Raw genomic sequence first — 15,915 nt, 5'->3', positions numbered from 1 at the left:
CCACTGGAAACGACCCTCGGAAGGACCATCACATGAAGACCGCGGTGAGCGCGGCCGACCTCGCGCCGACGACATACGCCTGGCAGATCCAGGCCACCGGGCTGCGAGTCAGGGTCGGGCGCAAACGGATGGCGGTCGACGGGCTCGATCTGAAGCTCGGCACCGGCGTACACGGTCTGCTCGGCCCCAACGGAGCGGGCAAGACCACCCTCATCAGGGCTCTGGCCACCGTACTGCGCCCGACTGAAGGAACTTTGGAGCTGCTCGGCCAGTCCGCGGGCGGCATGGGCGAGCACCGTGCGCTGCGCCGGCGGATCGGCTACCTGCCGCAGGAGTTCGGCTACTACAAGCGCTTCACGGTGCGCGAGTTCGTCGAGTACATGGCGTGGCTGAAGGAGGTGCCCAAGGCGGACATCCCCGGGGCGGTCCAGCGGGCCGTGGAGCGGGTCGGCCTGGCGGACCGCGCCGATGAGCGGATGAAGGCCCTGTCGGGCGGCATGGTGCGGCGCGTCGGCATCGCCCAGGCCATTGTCAACGACCCCTCGATCCTGCTGCTGGACGAGCCGACGGTCGGTCTGGACCCGGCGCAGCGGCTTCGATTTCGCGAGCTGCTGCAGGAGTTGGGCGCGGACACCTGCGTGCTCGTCTCGACCCATCTGGTGGAGGATGTCGCCGCCGCGTGCACCGACGTGGTGCTGTTTGCCGAGGGCCGGTTGGTCTTCCAGGGCCCACCGGACGAGCTGGCCTCGGCGGGCGGCCCCGAGCACGTGGGCGACAGCCCGCTGGAGCGCGGCTACTCGGCGATGCTGCAGAACCCCAAGCAGGAAAGGGGGACCTGGTGAACGTCCGTGTCCTGCGTATCGAGCTGAGGCGCTCCGTCGCTCCGTGGGCCGGCGCTGTGGTCCTGACGAGCGCGCTGGCGTTCCTGTATCTGATTCCCGGAGAGTGGTGGCTAGGGGCCACAGCGTGGACGGCCCAGTGGTCGTCCCTGGCGATGTGGACCCGCTCGCTGCTGTTCTACCTGTGGCCGATGGCCGTCGGGCTCGGGGCGCTGCAGGGCCTGCGCGACCACCGCTCGAAGATGTCCGAGTTGCTGACGAGCACACCGAGGCCCGCCTGGCACCGGGCGGCCATGCTTGCGGGCACGTCGGCGATCACGCTGGTCTCGGCCTTCGCGCTCCTCGTCGTCGTGGGCGGGGTCCAGGTGCTCGCCCACACCGAGTACACGCACCCCGGGTGGCTGCCGATCTCACTGGTGGCGGCACTCTTCCTCGTCGCGGGGGCGATGCTGGGCATGGGAGGAGGGCGGGCCCTGCCGTCCGCGCTCACCCCGCCGTTGCTGACCATGGGCGCCCTCGTGTTCACGGCTCTCATGCACATGTCGCTGGGCCGGACGGAGACGGCTCCCAATTCGATGGGGATCACGAGCACGGAGCCGAACCAGCTCTCATTGCTGTCACCGGAGACGGAGGTCCGCGATGTGCTCGAAACGCTCTCCGCGTCCGTGCACGTCGGACAGACGATCTGGCTGCTCGGCATGGCCGCGACAGGCTTCGCTCTGCTGGTCGCCGGAACACTGCGTGCCCGGTTGATCGCCCTGACGCCTGTCCTGGCGGGCGCGGTGATCGCCCTGCTCGTCCTGCCGACCGACCCGCGGCGGATGTATGTCGTCGACGAGGCAGCGGCGGAACTGGTGTGTGACGGGCCGGTGTGTGTGACCAAGATGCACGAGGGACACCTCGCCGACCTCGCGGGCCCCGGCAAGGAGGCGCTGCGCCTGCTGCGCGGCGCCCTGGGGAGCCAGGCGCCGGTCTCGGTCCGGGAGAACGCCGCCGTTCTGCCGGAAGGCTCCACGCCGCAGTGGTCCCGCGAGACCGTGCTCTTCGACTTCGACGACGACATCATCGCCGCCGCCGCGAAGGATAACCAGCTGACCAGGGCCCTGGTCGCCAAAGGCATGGTGCCAGGGTGCACCCCCGTTGGCTGGAGCGGCTTCGGGGGAGACGAATACGCGCAGACCGTCGCGGCGGGCTGGGTCCTCGGAGACCTCAGCATGCTTCCCGGCACGCCGGCAAACATGCGCCGCGTGGTCGACGCCGAGACCCGCCCGGTGTGGAGGGAACTCAAGGCACTCCCGCGGGCCGAACAGCTCACGCGGATCAACGCGATGCGCGCCGCCGCGCTCTCCTGCGAGGGCGACGCGTTCGACGTGCTGAAAGGCGATGCGTCCCGATGAGATGGCTGACGCTGTATGCGCGTTCGCGGCAGGTACCCGCCTCGCTCGCGGCAGTGGTGATCAGCGCGGTGGGGGTGTGGGCACTCACCCGGGACGCCACCGGGGAGCCTGCGGATCTGCGGTTGCCCGCGCTCGTCCTCGCCATGGGGGCGATGGCTGCCTCGATCGGGCTCAGCGGGCAGGACCTCGCGCTGGACCGGACCGCCGCCATCCGCTGGGCACCCCGCAGGGCGGCGCACGTGCTGCTCTGCGGCGTGGTCGTCGGCACGGTGCTGCTGACCGTGCAGACGCTGGGCGGGGATCCGGCCACCATCGCGTTCGTCGTGCGGGACTGCGCGGGCCTGATGGGGCTGGCCGCCCTGGGCGCCGCGCTCTCGGGCGGCCAGTACGCATGGACGCTGCCGTTCGCCTGGGTCGCGTTCTCCTTCTTCGCTCCGCCTGCCACGAGTGTGCCGACACAGGTGGCGACCTGGATGCTGTTGCCGCCCGGCACCACGGCGGGCACCTGGACGGCCCTGGTCCTCACGGTCGTCGGCACCACGGCCTACGCCGTCGCGGGACCGAGGCGGTAGCCGGTCCGGGGCATCGGAGCGGGGCACGGCCGGGACCGTGTGCGGATCCGCCTCGTGCGAGCCGTGGGGACTCGCCGCGGCGCGCACGAGGCCATGGTCAGTCGCGGCGCGGGGCCACCAGCCGGCAGGCGCCGGCGGGCGCGACCGGGCCGGGGGGCGACGCCGAGGACGATTCGCGTGGGTTCGTCGTCCCTGGCCCCGTCACGTCCAAGGCACGGCTTTTCGTGCCGGGCGGCGAGGGCACCCTGATCGCCTTCAGTAAGGCATAGCGCGGCGCGCGCTCCGGCGCCCGCACGCGACGACACCGCGAACACCGTCCGACCGTTGACGCGGGCGTCGACAAGGAGGCGGGTGCCGCCCGGCGCCCGCCTCACCCGCACCGCATCGTCACCGGACAGCCCATGGGGGTGCCCTCCCGACTGCTTCGTTCCCCTGGTGCGGCGCGGAGACGACCGGGAAGGCGGGCTCGTCCCGACGGTTGGACGTGAAGGGTGTGCCGTCCTGCACCCGGACCGCCGGGCAGCCGTCAGGGCTCATTGTCAGTGACGGGTGGCAGGCTGAGTGTTGTGAATGGCGACGAGCAGCTTCTGCGCGGCCGGGTGTACGGCCACGACCATGACGACCCCGACCCGGGCCCACGACGGGACCGGTCGTACGCGGTTCTGGTCGGCGGTCCTCTGGACGGATTGCTCCTGGACGTCACCGACTGGACGCCGGACCGGATCGCGGCCGGCGCCGCCCTGTCCACCGAGCTCGGCCGGTTCGGCGCAGGCGGACATGCCTTGTACGACCCGCGGCCGGGCGACCCGACCCGTTTCGACTGGTCCGGCGACAGCCCCTGAGCCGCCATTCCTGAACCCCATCCGGGCAGCGCCGTCTTCCGAGATCCGGTCCGCCTCCGGAGCGGCCGGGAGCAGATCATCGAGCGTGACCGGGCCCGGCCAGGCCGGCACGCCGGATTCGCCCTGCAAGCGCACGAGCCGATCGGAGTCGTTTTCGTGTGCCTGAGAAAGCGTTGGACGGGGCGATGAACGAGCTTGTAGCTTGCAGTCGAACGTGACACCGCCCGAGGAGGTGAGACCCATGAACGCTGCATCGATGTGGGTGCTCCCCCTTGCCGTCACGGTCGGGCGATTGACGTAGGTGTCGCCGGGAGCGCCTTTCCGTCCAGGCCCTCCCGAAAGGCAACACCTATGCACTCTCCGCAGTTCACCGCCGAGCCGTCGTCGAACGACACGGCCGAGCGGGACTTCACTGTGGGCGACATCCCTGGACTCCGCTCGTCGGCCTCCGGCGCCGACCGCGCACCCCTCGTGTTCGACTTCGACGTGATCATCGCCGGGTGCGGTCCGACTGGCGCGATGCTGGCCGCCGAGCTGCGGCTCCACGATGTGCGGGTACTCGTTCTGGAGAAGGAAACCGAGCCCGTGTCGTTCGTCCGCATCGTCGGGCTGCACATCCGCAGCATCGAACTGATGGCAATGCGCGGACTGCTGGATCGTATTCTCGAACACGGAAGACGGCGTCCGGCCGCCGGATTCTTCGCCGCCATCGACAAACCGGCGCCGCAGGGCCTGGATTCCGCCCACGCCTATCTGCTGGGCATCCCGCAGCCGGTCATCGTTCGCCTGCTCGAAGAGCATGTGATGCAACAGGGTGCGCAGGTCCGGCGTGGTAGTGCGGTGATCGGTTTCGAGCAGGACGACGAGGGCGTGACCGTCGAACTGTCCGACGGCGAACAGCTGCGTGCGCGCTACCTCGTCGGCTGTGACGGTGCGCGCAGTACGGTGCGCAAACTGATCGGCGTCGGCTTCCCCGGTGAGCCCTCGCGCGCCGAGACGCTGATGGGCGAGATGGAAGTCGGCGTTCCGCAGGAGGAAATCGCTGCCAAGATGACCGAAGTCGGCAAGACCGACAAGCGATTCTGGCTCAGGCCCTTCGGCGAAAGGGCATACAGCGTCGTGGTCCCCGCCGCGGGAGTCAGCGACCGCGCGGAACCGCTCACCCTCGAAAACTTCAAACATCAGTTGCGCGCCATCGCCGGAACCGATTTCGGCGTGCATTCCCCGCGCTGGCTGTCCCGCTTCGGAGATGCCACCCGGCTGGCCGAACGCTATCGGATCGGGCGAGTGCTGCTGGCCGGCGATGCGGCACACATTCATCCACCCTTGGGCGGACAGGGCCTCAACCTGGGCGTTCAGGACGCATTCAACCTCGGCTGGAAACTGGCCGCACAGGTCCGCGGCTGGGCGCCGGAAACGCTGCTGGACACCTACCAGGCCGAACGCCGTCCGGTCGCCGAGGACGTGCTGGACAACACCCGCGCCCAGACGGAACTCGCATCCACCGAACCGGGCCCGCAAGCCGTACGCAGACTCCTCACCGAACTGATGGACTTCAACGAGGTGAACCGGCGTCTGATCGAGAAGATCACCGCGATCGGCATCCGCTACGACTTCGGCGAAGGCCCCGACCTGCTCGGCCGCCGCCTCCCCGACATCGAGGTGAAACAGGGCCACCTCTACGGTCTGCTGCATCGCGGCCGCGGACTGCTGCTGGACCGCACAGGCGGCCTGACCGTCGGCGGCTGGTCAGACCGCGTCGATCACCTCGCGGATCCCACCGCGGTACTGGATGTTCCGTGCGTCCTGCTCCGCCCCGACGGCCACGTCGCCTGGATCGGCGACGATCAGCAGGACCTGGACGACCACCTGTCCCGCTGGTTCGGCAAGCCCGCCGGCTGATGCCGCGCGTGAACCGGCTGTAGTGCCCCGCGATGGGCAGGGCGGGGATCTACTTCCACCCGGCCGGGCGCTCGGCGGACGCACGCGTGGGCGTCCTATTTCTCTCTGTTCGGGTCTCGGAAGCGGCCGAGTCCCTTCATGATGGCGTTGAGCGGTGAGCTGCTCGTCTCGGCCGCTTCCGGCACCGGCGGCCGGGACGAAGCGTCACCGCTGGTGAACTCCGCCAATGCGGCCTGCGCTGCTTCGGCCGCCTTCTGGTAGAGATCACAGGATTTGGTCATGGCATCGAGCGCTTCGGCATACTTGATGACCATCCCCTGAGCGTGCACCAACTCCTCGTCCGGGGTCAGCAGGTGCCAGCCCTGGCGCAACTGCGTCAGGGCCTGCTCGGCACCTTCAGGCAGCGGTCGCGGCAGCGTGGCGAACTCCTCGATGAGGTCGAGGAATTCTGCTGGTTCGGAGCCGTCCAGGAAGACACTGTGCACGGTGAAACGCTCCGCGTCGTAGTCCGGGCTCCGCGGCTTCGTGGGCAGGACGACGGCACCGCCGCGCGGCATCCGCACCTTCAGCTCCCGATTGATCGCGAAGTCGGCGATATCAGACTGCGCCGGAGCGGCCCGGTGCTCGACCACCTGGTGCCGCAGGCTCGGTGGCAGGAACGTGGAGACCGGCTGCCGCCCCCGCTCATCAGGCGTCATGGCCTCATGGACCAATACGTGGATGTACCAAGTGTCGCGGGAGCAGTCCCGCAGACGGCGGCGGAGCTCGTCCTCATCCTTCGGCAGGTGGTTCGCCGTACGCAGACGCACTCCAGGCAGCACATCGTCGTCCCAGGCGATGCGGTCACTGTCCGGCCAGAACATGGTGGCCGGCGAGGGCCACTGCGGGTCCCATGCCTGCTCCGCCTCGGCGGCCAGGACCCAGGTGATGCCCGCGCCGTCCGTACGGCGGGCACCGTGCTCGCGCATGGTCAACTGCGCACGCACCGTGACGCCGTCGGCCACGCGCCAGCGGGCCTCGAAGAGCCGGCGGGCTGACGGGCCGGGGTCGGCGGCCTCGTCCCGCGGGTGCAGGACGGTGGAGCGGGCCGCCTCCACGGGGTCGAGGTCCAGGAAGTCGTCGAGGACCCCGGCTGCCTTGAGGGCGATCAGGTTGCGCCGCACGTCCTGCTCGGGTTCGGGCCCGAGATGGCGCCCGCGTGCCAGCCACGCGGTGTCGGGGACTGTTGTCGAAGAGCTGCTGTTCTTAACCATGGAACCGTTCTGTGGGAGATCAAGGCCCGACCAGTATGGTCCTTGCCGTTGAACGTGTCGCGCCGCCCTCCCGGCGCAGGGTGCGAGTGGGTATCTCCTGCACCGCTGCCCGCTGTCCCCGCTTCGGGAACCTGCGGCACGTCCGCCGGATCACGTCGCTGCCCCGCGCCGCATGCTGCGATGTCACTTCTTTCCATGCGGAAATGAACGGCTGAGCCGGTGGGGTGAGCGGGCAGCGGAGAATCTCGGTCGGCGTCGGTGCCCCAACGGGGGAGGCGCCCGGCCAGAGGCGTGGTCTTCCGCGACTCGGGTTGCCAAGTCTGCTCTGGCGCACCGCAGTTCGGGGGGTGACGTCAGTGCAGTGGTAAGGCAGAATCGTCGGATGGATCAGGCCACGGCGGTGGTGTTGGCTTCGGCCGTAGCGGGGTTCTCCAGCGCTGCGGGGGCTGCACTCGGGTCAGTCATGGCCGGGCGTACGACTCGTGAGCAGATCGACCGAACCGCGCAGCGGGAGAAGCTGACGCGGCACGAAGTAGATCTTGAGGAGCGCTTCAGCGGATTCAGGGACAAGGTGAACGAGACCATGGCGGCTCTGCACGACGTCGCTCAGGCTCTGGCCGATGACCAGCCTGTGACCGAGGCGCCCGCCAGAAAGGCGTACGTCGCGGCCTATACGAGTTTCCTCGATGACCTTTGGCCGAGCGGTCACATGGAGGTGATCCAAGCCGCCGGCTCAGTTTGCGGCCATCTCAACAACGGTGTCGCCGCGATAGGCGCATTGGTCAAAACCCCACACGAGGCGAAAGACCCGGATTCGCAGGGCATGCAGCACTGGGGGAGCTGTCTGGGGGATATATCGAATTCCTATCAGGCAACGTCTCGCCTGATGGGCGAGGTACTTCGAAAGTCCTAGCCGCGGAACTCGCTGAGCATCGGATGGAGCTGGTGGTCCGTCTCTGCAGGAGCCCGCAACGGTTGCGTCCCACTGGGGGGCATAACGGAAGCCGTAGATCATGTGACTTTCGGCCTGATGGCTCGTTGGTTCTGCCGTGGGGAAGAGGGATCGAAGCCGTGGATCGTCTCGACCGAACTGTGGGTGGCGCCAGGCTGTGTGGAACGAGACCGGCCTGTGGCACGAACCGCACTTGGCGCTGTGGAAGAAGCCACGGGCGACGAAGAAGCTGGACTGGTCACGGCCAGTGATCGACTCCTCCCGGGTGGGAGCCGCGCGCGGCCCAAGAGCGGGCCCAACCCGGTCGTTCGCCTTTGTGAGCTCTGAGCGCGCCAGGGCATGGAGAGCGGCAGGAGACCCGGGTGCATCCTGAGGAGGCTGCGCCCTTGCAGCCTTTGCGCGTGGGGCGGTATCGGCTGGGTCGCCGGGTCGGCAGCGGGGGACAGGGCACGGTGTACGAGGCGTACGACCCTGAAGGGGCCCGTGTCGCGTTGAAGTTGCTGCACGCTACGGAGGCGGAGGGCTCCGAGGCGGCACGGCGGTTGATCAAAGAGGTGGAGGCCACCCAAAGGGTTTCTGTCGCCTGCACCGCACGACTCATCGAGGCTGTCGTACACGGGCCGCGCCCGCATGTCGTGAGCGAGTTCATCGACGGCCCGACCCTGCGGGCAGCGGTGGACGAGCACGGGCCGTTCCGGGGTGAGGACCTGCACCGGCTGGCGCTCGCCGTGGCCGTCGCGCTGTGCGGGATTCACGATGTACAGGTGGTGCACCGGGATCTCAAACCGGACAACGTCCTTCTGGGGTGCAGCGGGCCTGTCGTCATCGACTTCGGTGTCGCCCGGCTGTTGGACCTCACCGCTACACAGCCGGCCGGGCTTGCGGGGACTCCCGCCTACACGGCTCCTGAGGTGTTCGACGGCGAGCCGGCCGCTCCGAGCGCGGACGTCTTCGCCTGGGGCGCCACCGTGCTGTTCGCTGCGACCGGCCGCGACCCGTTCGGCGGAGAGCACCTGGGGCACACCGTTTCGCTCGTTCGCGGTGGTCGGCATGACCGGTCGATGCTGAGTGAACCGCTGCGTTCCCTGGTGGGTGCCGCTCTGGACGAGGACCCGGTACACCGGCCGAGCGCGATGGGGCTGCTGTACGGTCTCACGTCCCGCCCGGGAGGGCCCTGCGGCCAGGACGGGGAGCTGGCCGTGATGGAGGGCACCCGGCAGGCGCGGCTGTTGCGGCCGGCAGCCGGCTCGAGTGGCCTGCTGTTGCCCCTCGGCGACATCGCCGAGCATGTCTTCGCCGGCCTGAACACTGCGGAACAGGACTCCGCGCGGGAAGTGTTCCTCCGTATGGTCGTCCCGGCGGACGACCGCACCGGCGTGAGCGACACCGTCTGCACTGTCGCCCTTGCGGAGTTGTCGGACGCCGACTCACCGGGCCGCGCGGCATCGGTCCGCGGTGTGCTCACTGCGTTCACCGCGGCAGGATTGCTCAGCTGCGGTGATGGCGAGGTGAGCACGGTGGCAGTCCGTAACTCCGCTCTGGTTGTGGCCTGGCCCAGACTGCGCTCCTGGATCTCCGATGACCGGGAAGGGTTGCGCATGCATCGCCGTTTGGGCGAGGGCGCCCGAGCCTGGCAGGGTCATGGGCGCAAGGACGATGCGCTGGTGCAGGGCACGGAGCTCGAGCGGACTGTCGAGTGGTCGACCACGGCACCGGCTCATATGCGGCTCAGTCCTCTTGAACAGGCCTACCTGGCGACAGCCCAGCGGGTTGGCCGCCGACGGCGCGCCCAGCGCCGGCGGCTGACCGTCACCGCTCTGGCGCTGGCATTTCTCGCGGTGGTCAGCGCCACCGTGGCCTGGAACATCAATACCCTGAGCGAGGAACGCCGCACGCGCTTGAAGCGGGAACAGATTGAGTCCGCAGCCCGCCGTGCCGCGTCGCGTGCCGAGGCCCTGCGCCGCTGGGAACCCGTGACCGCCAGGTTGCTCAATGTGGCGGCCTGGCATATCGCACAGCTCGAGGAGACTCGTTTGGGCCTCCTGGCAGCGGCCACCCAACCGGAGCGGGACGAACGCGTCGTTCCGGCGGGCGCAGCGATGCTGTCGGACGACACGTCCACGATTGCCCATGCGCGGGGTGGAGCCCGCATCATCGTGAGTGATCTCGCCACCGGCAGGGTCAAGGGCACGCTCTCGCTGGGGTCGAAACGGTTCGATTCCATGTTCTCGCGCGCCGTCATGAACCGGGACGGATCCGTGATCGCCCTGCCGACTACAGCCGGAGTCAGGCTTTGGCGGCCATCGTCACGGTCATTCGGCAAAGGGGCCTACGGAACGTCCGAGAGCGATCCCGTGGAGGTGTCCGGCGACGGTGGGACCGTCGCGGTGAGTGAGGGTGGCGAACTGCACGTCTGGGACACCGTGAAGGACCGTAGGACCATCCGCGTCCGAGTGCCATCTGTCGGTCCGTCATTCGTGGCCCTCAGTCCCGACGGTCGGCGGCTCGCGGTCGTCCGGCATGACGCGCTGGAACTGTGGGACACCCGGTCCGGACGACGTATCGGGCAGCCGCTGCTGCAGACCTATGGCGTGGACCTGTTGAAGTTCAGTCCGGACAGTCGCGTGCTGGGCGTGGCCGGCGGAGTCGCCGACGCCGTGGACAGCAGCGGAGACTGGGCCCTCGGGCTGTGGAACGCGCGTACTGGTGCAGTGAAGGACGCGGCCTTCTCATACACCGCGCACGACGTCAGGGGAGTACGGGACATCAAGTTCGCTTTCAGCCCGGACGGGCAATTTCTGGCCATCGCCGAACGTGAAGCGATCTGGATCAAGGACATCGACAGAGAGAGCAACGTAGGGCTGTACGAACTGCCCGTGGTGGACAGGCCCCCGAGCATCAGCTTCGGACGGAACTCGGGCGTCCTGCACTATGTCGCGAGTACGCCTGCCGACCGCGAGCATTCAGCGGTCCGCACCATCGCATGGCGGTCGCACGCTACGCAGTACGGCAATGGACCGCCGCGCAACGCGACATTCAGCGGGGACGGAAGCCGTCTGGCAGTGAGCCGCAAGACCGGACGTGGCGTTTCCCGGCCCTTCGTGGAACTGCATGACACCGTCGACGGCCGGGTGGTGGGAACACCATTCACCTCGGCCAAGGGCGCCAAGGTGTCGGGGATCTCGCTGAGCCGCGACGGCCGAACTCTGGCAGTGACCGTCAAGGGGGTGGTCACTGTCTGGGACACAGAACGGCATCGGGTCCTTGCCGTACTGCATCCAGGTGTCGGGGAGAGCAACAGCTCCTACTATTACGAGTCACCGGTGGGCGTCGTCCTCTCCGCCGACGGCAGGCACGTCGTGACCCATGGGCCCAACTCCCTGCGGCTGTGGGCCGTTTCCAACGGTCGCGTGACCCGCTCGGTCCCGAAGGTCACGGGCCTGCCCGTCGCCTTTGCACCGGACGGCGCCACGGTCATCACCGACGAAGGCGAGATCGTCGACACACGGACTGACATCATCCGCAGACCTTTTGACGGCTCATCCACGAGACGGGTGGCCGTCAGCGCCAACGGACACATCCTGGCAGCCGACGAGGGGGACGAGCGGGTACGTCTGTGGGACCTTGCCCGGCGCCGGTCCATTGGTGTCGTCGCACCGAACTGGGTGAGCCATGGATCGCTGTTCGGTGAACCGCCAGTAGAGATGGCCTTGTCGGCGGACGGTCACACCCTGGTCCTGGCTCCGCAGAGTGGCGACCCGGTGGAGCTGTGGGACACGAGCACCCTACGCAAGATCGGCGATCCGCTCCTTCCGGGTAACCAGCCGTCCCGCCTCGCTTTCAGCGCGGGTACGGGATACCTACTGACCACCTCCGACAGCGGAAGCGACGACGGGAAGACTCCGCTGCTGGAGAGCTACGCCTTGGCGCCTCAGGCGATCGTGTCCCTCCCCTCGTAGCGTGGAGTCCGTGATTGCAGGGGAAGTTGAGGTTCATGGGGTCCAAGCAACGGACGTACACGCCTGAGTTTCGTGAGGGTGCTGTACGCATTGTGATCGAGACGGGCAGGCCGATCCCGGAGGTCGCCGAGGAGCTCGGTGTGCATTCCGGCACGCTGCACAGCTGGGTGTCGCGGTGGCGGCGCAATGGGTCGGCGTCGTCCGACCATCCTGCCGAGCCCGCACCGGGCGGGCGGCTGCGCGAAGCCGAGCGGGCCGAGCTGGAGCGGCTGCGGCGGGATGCGGCGGAGAAGAACAAGCGGATCCGCGAGCTGGAGATGGAGCGTGATGTCCTCAAGCGATGCATGGTCCTCTGGGTGAAGTGACCGAAACGGACCCGGCCGCCCTGGCCGCGTTCATCGGTAACCAGAGGACCGAGCACCACGTCCCGCACCGCCTGGCCTGCCGGGTTCTGGGAGTGTCGGAGTCCTGGTTCTACAAGTGGCGCGACAAGCCCACCACCGCTCGTGAAGTGCGGCGAGGACAGCTGGCCGACGCGATCCGACAGATCTTCGAGAACTCCGGCGGCACCTACGGTTCTCCGAAGGTCTGGCTCCTCCTGATCCGCGCCGGCTGGCGCGTCTCAGTGAACACCGTCGCGCATCTCATGGCCGAACTCGGCCTGGCCGGACGGAAGATCCGTCGACGGGGCGGGCTGACCCGCCCCGGCAAACGGCCCGCGTTCGCGGACTTTGTCCGCCGCGACTTCACCGCCGACGCTCCAGACCAGGTGTGGTGCGGCGACATGACAGAGATCGCCACTGGTGAGAGCAAGCTGTATCTGGCCACCGTCATCGACCTGTTCTCGCGCCGCCTGCTCGGCTACGCGATGGGTGCACGTCACGACGCTGAACTCGTCGTTGCGTCCTTGAACATGGCCGCGGCCACCCGTGGCGGCGACGTCAAGGGCGTCATCTTCCACAGCGACAGGGGCAGCGAATATGTGTCCCGGCGCTTCCGCCGGGCCTGCCGGCGTCTGGGCGTGACGCAGTCCATGGGCCGGGTCGGGTCATGTTTCGACAACGCCGTCAGCGAGGCGTTCAACAGCGTACTCAAGGTCGAGTACGTCCACCGGCACACCTTCGCCACCCGCACCGAGGCCCGGATCAGGATCGCGACCTGGATCACCGGCTTCTACAACACCCGTCGGCTACACAGCGTGTGCGGTTACCGGAGCCCGATCGACTACGAACACGACCACCGAGCCAACTCCGCCTTGGAGCTGGCCGCTTAGAAGATCTCCACAGTCCGAGGGGATTGACAATCGTCAAGGCCGTATGCGCGGAAGCGAGCCGTACGCTGAGTCGGCAGGAGTGGCAGATGCACATCCCGAACATTCCCTACCGGAACATCTGTCCCTGATCCGGGAGAGACCGCCCGCCCCTCTCACAGACGGCGCACCCCTGCCCCCTCAAGCGCCAGCAGTTCGAACAGTGTCGCCCGGAAATGCTCCCGAGCAACTTCGGCCGCGCGCACCGCCTCCCGTACCTCCGCCGGAACCGGACCCGCTGCGACGGCGGGGCGGGCCACCTCGCCCACCACATGGCGACGCAGCGCCTCCGTCGCGCGGGCCATCGCCGCGAACAGCGGGGCCGTCATCCCGTGTTCGTCATCGGCCGACGACACCCACACCCCGTCCAACATCAATCGTGCAGCCGCCTCATCCGTCTCCCGCCGGAGCCTTGTGAACTCCTCGTCGAGGACTGCTGGGTCCACCTGCTCTCCTGCGTCCAGGCGGCTCAGCGCGGCCACGATCGCCTGCATCCAGGCGCTGCCCACCAGACGGAAGCACACGATCCGATCGACCCGCGCCTGTGCGCTTTGCACCGCGCCCAACTCCCGCTCGTGTTCGTACTGCAGGCGTTGCAGCTCGAGAGCGCTGCGTGTCCGCATCTCTTCCAGCCCCAGTTCGTGCAGGCGCAGTTGTTCCTGCAGCCCGGCATTGGCCTCGGCCTGTCGCCGCTGGAGCCGCAAAGGGCCGAACCACCCTACGAGCCCTGTGGCCAGGACGCCGACGAGCGCTCCCGCGAGGGTCGGCAACGCGTTCCCGTCTCCCATCGGGCCATCATGGCGTCTCGTCGGGCATTCCGCCGGTGAGATGGCGGAGCAAGGGCTCTGGATCTCTTGTGGCATCGTGGCGTCTCGTACGACGCGCCTTCTGTCTTGCGGGTGGGTGGCAATTCCCGCACGATCACTCACCGCGGCTGCGAAACCAGCTCGTTCGCCGCACCTCGGCGAACTCGTCCACGGGACTGTGTGTTCCACTCGTCGTAAGACGGGCGGCGTCCAGGTGAGTTACAGCGACATCGCGGATGTTGCCCAGCTCGCGGCCCGCATGGGAATGGCTGCTGCCTCCGTAGCCGACGGCGGCGACTCTCAGTGAGTGCCACGAGCGGTCCGACTGCACGTGAGTCGTCCACCGGTTCAGCACGGAAAGAAGAGGACATGTTCGACTACGTCCACGGACTACGTCCCGAGGAGGCCGCACGCTGGGTCGCGCTGGTCGAGCAGTCACGACCAATCCTCGAGAGCGACGGCATGGAGGCCGTTCAGGCCTTCCTGTACGAGCGCGGCGTGACCGTCATCCAGGCCATCGCAATCACCCGCGAACTGCTGGGGCGCGCGGAGACACCGCTGCGGGTCGCCATCGACATCGTGGGCACGAGCGCAGCTCGGCAGTGAGTTCGGCAAGTCCCACTCGGTGGCCACGGCGGGCCGGCCAGAGCGCGTCGGCGCCTTACCTTGCGCTGCGCGACCTGCTGGATGCCGTCGCACCCAGTGGCACTCTGCTGTTCGCCTCACATTCCGGCCGGACGCAACGAGGCCATGGAGCGGCGCCGGACGCCACACGAGCGCCCGGCGCCGGTCCGGTCACGCCCGAGTGCAGGCAGTCCCGTTGAGGCTGAACCCGCCCGGAGCGGCGAACGCGCCGCCGTAGGTGCCCTGGAACCCGAACGTCTGGCTGCCGCCGGGGGAGATGCTCGCGTTGTGCGTGAGGCCGCTCGCCGTGACCGGTCCCGAGGACGGGGATACGGAGGCGTTCCAGGCACTGGTGATGCTCTGGCCGGAGGGCAGGGTGAAGGCGAGTCGCCAGCCGTCGAGGGGCGCCGAACCGGTGTTGGTGGCGGTGACGTTCGCCGTGAAGCCGCCCTGCCACACGTTCGTGGTGTACGCCACCTCGCAGGCCGTGCCGCCGCCCGGGCCGCCGGGGCCGCCGCCCCCTGCGTTGACGGTCGAGGAGAACGAGTTCACGGTCAGTCCCGTGCCGTTCTGCCAGGGCTCGAAGCCGGCCTGAACACTCGTCAGGTACCAGTTGTTCTGTGCCAGTCCGCGGGTCACCGCCTGCCGGACGAAGTCCATCACGTCGAAGCTCCAGCTGCCGATCGCCGACGGGGCGACGAAGGACAGGACGTCGTTGGCGCCGTTGCTGCCCGACCAGACCTGCCAGGTGCGTCCTCCCACCGTCGCCGTGCCGACCTGGGTGCCGATGGGCTGGATCGGTCCCACCTTGTTGAACCAGATCATGATCTCGGTCCGGTTCACGCCGTCGGTGCGGGGCGCCGGATCCAGCCAGATGTCGTACGAGGCGTTGTACACGGCATCGCCGACGTAGCCGTACGAGATGCTGCTGGGCGCGCTGGAGATGCTCGAGAGCTGCGCGGGGAGAGCGGTGCCCGGCGAGCACTTGGTGTAGTGGCAGCCGTTGAACAGGGAGGGATACGACTTGGGCGCGCCGTTGGTGGGTACGGAACCGTCGGCCCGGGAGACACGGAAGCCGGCGTCAGTGGCGGTGACGCACTGAGGCTCGTTGGTGCCCCAGCGGTTGTTCTGGACGACATAGCGCCCCTGGACGACGGTCGAGCCGAACTGTTCGCAGACGGTCGTGTCGGCCTGGGCGGGCAGCGTGGCGGTGGAGAGTGCGGCGATGGTCGCGAACGCGGTGACGAGCGCGCCCAGCGCGCCGCGTACGGCACGTGGAAGATGCGGTAGCGGTCGCATGGGGACCTCTTTCGGAGCTGCCGGGAGATGGAGGTCGTGCTGGCACTCCCGGGTTCCCCCGTGCTGGGAGCGCTCCCATTTCCGTTCTGCTGGGACTGTAGAAGTACAGTCATGCCCCTGACAACCCTGCGGTGGCCGTGCAATGCAAATGCCTGGGTGCA

General features: G+C 68.4%; 13 protein-coding genes. 10 read left to right on the top strand and 3 right to left on the bottom strand.

The window, feature by feature from the left end; all coding sequences use genetic code 11:
- Positions 1-32: 32 nt before the first annotated feature.
- The 5 genes from O1Q96_RS26610 (at position 33) to rox (ending at position 5,552) form a co-directional block, all read left to right on the top strand.
- The gene (locus O1Q96_RS26610) at positions 33-842 is read left to right on the top strand and encodes an ABC transporter ATP-binding protein (protein ID WP_269250540.1); all 810 of its coding nucleotides are present in this window, start codon (positions 33-35) and stop codon (positions 840-842) included.
- The gene (locus tag O1Q96_RS26605; protein ID WP_269250539.1) at positions 839-2,236 is read left to right on the top strand and encodes a hypothetical protein; all 1,398 of its coding nucleotides are present in this window, start codon (positions 839-841) and stop codon (positions 2,234-2,236) included. The genes O1Q96_RS26610 and O1Q96_RS26605 overlap by 4 nt, the downstream gene beginning before the upstream one ends.
- Positions 2,233-2,808: a hypothetical protein gene (locus tag O1Q96_RS26600; RefSeq protein WP_269250538.1), complete on the top strand. Its 576-nt coding sequence runs from the start codon at positions 2,233-2,235 to the stop codon at positions 2,806-2,808. Before O1Q96_RS26605 ends, O1Q96_RS26600 begins: the two co-directional genes overlap by 4 nt.
- Positions 2,809-3,374: 566 nt before the next feature.
- Positions 3,375-3,650: a hypothetical protein gene (locus tag O1Q96_RS26595; protein WP_269250537.1), complete on the top strand. Its 276-nt coding sequence runs from the start codon at positions 3,375-3,377 to the stop codon at positions 3,648-3,650.
- 351 nt (positions 3,651-4,001) lie between these two features.
- A complete protein-coding gene (gene rox / locus O1Q96_RS26590; protein ID WP_269250536.1) occupies positions 4,002-5,552 on the top strand; it encodes a rifampin monooxygenase in 1,551 nt (516 codons plus the stop codon).
- A gap of 95 nt (positions 5,553-5,647) precedes the next feature.
- Here the strand turns inward: rox and O1Q96_RS26585 are convergent, their stop codons facing one another.
- A complete protein-coding gene (locus O1Q96_RS26585; protein ID WP_269250535.1) occupies positions 5,648-6,805 on the bottom strand; it encodes a hypothetical protein in 1,158 nt (385 codons plus the stop codon).
- A gap of 382 nt (positions 6,806-7,187) precedes the next feature.
- Between O1Q96_RS26585 and O1Q96_RS26580 the strand changes: the two genes are divergently transcribed.
- The 4 genes from O1Q96_RS26580 (at position 7,188) to O1Q96_RS26565 (ending at position 12,989) form a co-directional block, all read left to right on the top strand.
- Positions 7,188-7,718: a hypothetical protein gene (locus tag O1Q96_RS26580; RefSeq protein ID WP_269250534.1), complete on the top strand. Its 531-nt coding sequence runs from the start codon at positions 7,188-7,190 to the stop codon at positions 7,716-7,718.
- Between the two features lie 401 nt (positions 7,719-8,119).
- Entirely contained in the window at positions 8,120-11,716 is a 3,597-nt protein-coding gene (locus O1Q96_RS26575) for a WD40 repeat domain-containing serine/threonine protein kinase (protein ID WP_331276067.1), read from the top strand.
- 35 nt (positions 11,717-11,751) lie between these two features.
- On the top strand, positions 11,752-12,081 hold the full coding sequence (locus tag O1Q96_RS26570) for a transposase (RefSeq protein WP_269250188.1): 330 nt from the start codon (positions 11,752-11,754) through the stop codon (positions 12,079-12,081).
- The gene (locus O1Q96_RS26565; RefSeq protein ID WP_269250189.1) at positions 12,078-12,989 is read left to right on the top strand and encodes an IS3 family transposase; all 912 of its coding nucleotides are present in this window, start codon (positions 12,078-12,080) and stop codon (positions 12,987-12,989) included. Before O1Q96_RS26570 ends, O1Q96_RS26565 begins: the two co-directional genes overlap by 4 nt.
- Positions 12,990-13,141: 152 nt before the next feature.
- Here the strand turns inward: O1Q96_RS26565 and O1Q96_RS26560 are convergent, their stop codons facing one another.
- Positions 13,142-13,813 carry a hypothetical protein gene (locus O1Q96_RS26560; protein WP_269250533.1) on the bottom strand — a complete coding sequence of 224 codons (672 nt, stop codon included), beginning with the start codon at positions 13,811-13,813 and terminating at the stop codon, positions 13,142-13,144.
- 387 nt (positions 13,814-14,200) lie between these two features.
- Here O1Q96_RS26560 and O1Q96_RS26555 point away from each other — a divergent pair, with 387 nt between their 5' ends.
- The gene (locus O1Q96_RS26555) at positions 14,201-14,437 is read left to right on the top strand and encodes a hypothetical protein (protein ID WP_269250532.1); all 237 of its coding nucleotides are present in this window, start codon (positions 14,201-14,203) and stop codon (positions 14,435-14,437) included.
- Positions 14,438-14,626: 189 nt separating this feature from the next.
- Here the strand turns inward: O1Q96_RS26555 and O1Q96_RS26550 are convergent, their stop codons facing one another.
- A complete protein-coding gene (locus O1Q96_RS26550; protein ID WP_269250531.1) occupies positions 14,627-15,754 on the bottom strand; it encodes a glycoside hydrolase family 12 protein in 1,128 nt (375 codons plus the stop codon).
- Positions 15,755-15,915: the final 161 nt, after the last annotated feature.

This window comes from Streptomyces aurantiacus (assembly GCF_027107535.1).
GTDB lineage: Bacteria > Actinomycetota > Actinomycetes > Streptomycetales > Streptomycetaceae > Streptomyces.
This window is presented reverse-complemented; position numbering and strand designations above follow the sequence as displayed.

Coding starts and splice junctions, on each gene's coding strand:
- O1Q96_RS26600 (WP_269250538.1), top strand. CDS start 2,233: ATGAGATGGCTGACGCTGTATGCGCGTTCGCGGCAGGTACCCGCCTCG.
- O1Q96_RS26610 (WP_269250540.1), top strand. CDS start 33: ATGAAGACCGCGGTGAGCGCGGCCGACCTCGCGCCGACGACATACGCC.
- O1Q96_RS26560 (WP_269250533.1), bottom strand. CDS start 13,813: ATGGGAGACGGGAACGCGTTGCCGACCCTCGCGGGAGCGCTCGTCGGC.
- rox (WP_269250536.1), top strand. CDS start 4,002: ATGCACTCTCCGCAGTTCACCGCCGAGCCGTCGTCGAACGACACGGCC.
- O1Q96_RS26550 (WP_269250531.1), bottom strand. CDS start 15,754: ATGCGACCGCTACCGCATCTTCCACGTGCCGTACGCGGCGCGCTGGGC.
- O1Q96_RS26555 (WP_269250532.1), top strand. CDS start 14,201: ATGTTCGACTACGTCCACGGACTACGTCCCGAGGAGGCCGCACGCTGG.
- O1Q96_RS26580 (WP_269250534.1), top strand. CDS start 7,188: ATGGATCAGGCCACGGCGGTGGTGTTGGCTTCGGCCGTAGCGGGGTTC.
- O1Q96_RS26570 (WP_269250188.1), top strand. CDS start 11,752: ATGGGGTCCAAGCAACGGACGTACACGCCTGAGTTTCGTGAGGGTGCT.
- O1Q96_RS26585 (WP_269250535.1), bottom strand. CDS start 6,805: ATGGTTAAGAACAGCAGCTCTTCGACAACAGTCCCCGACACCGCGTGG.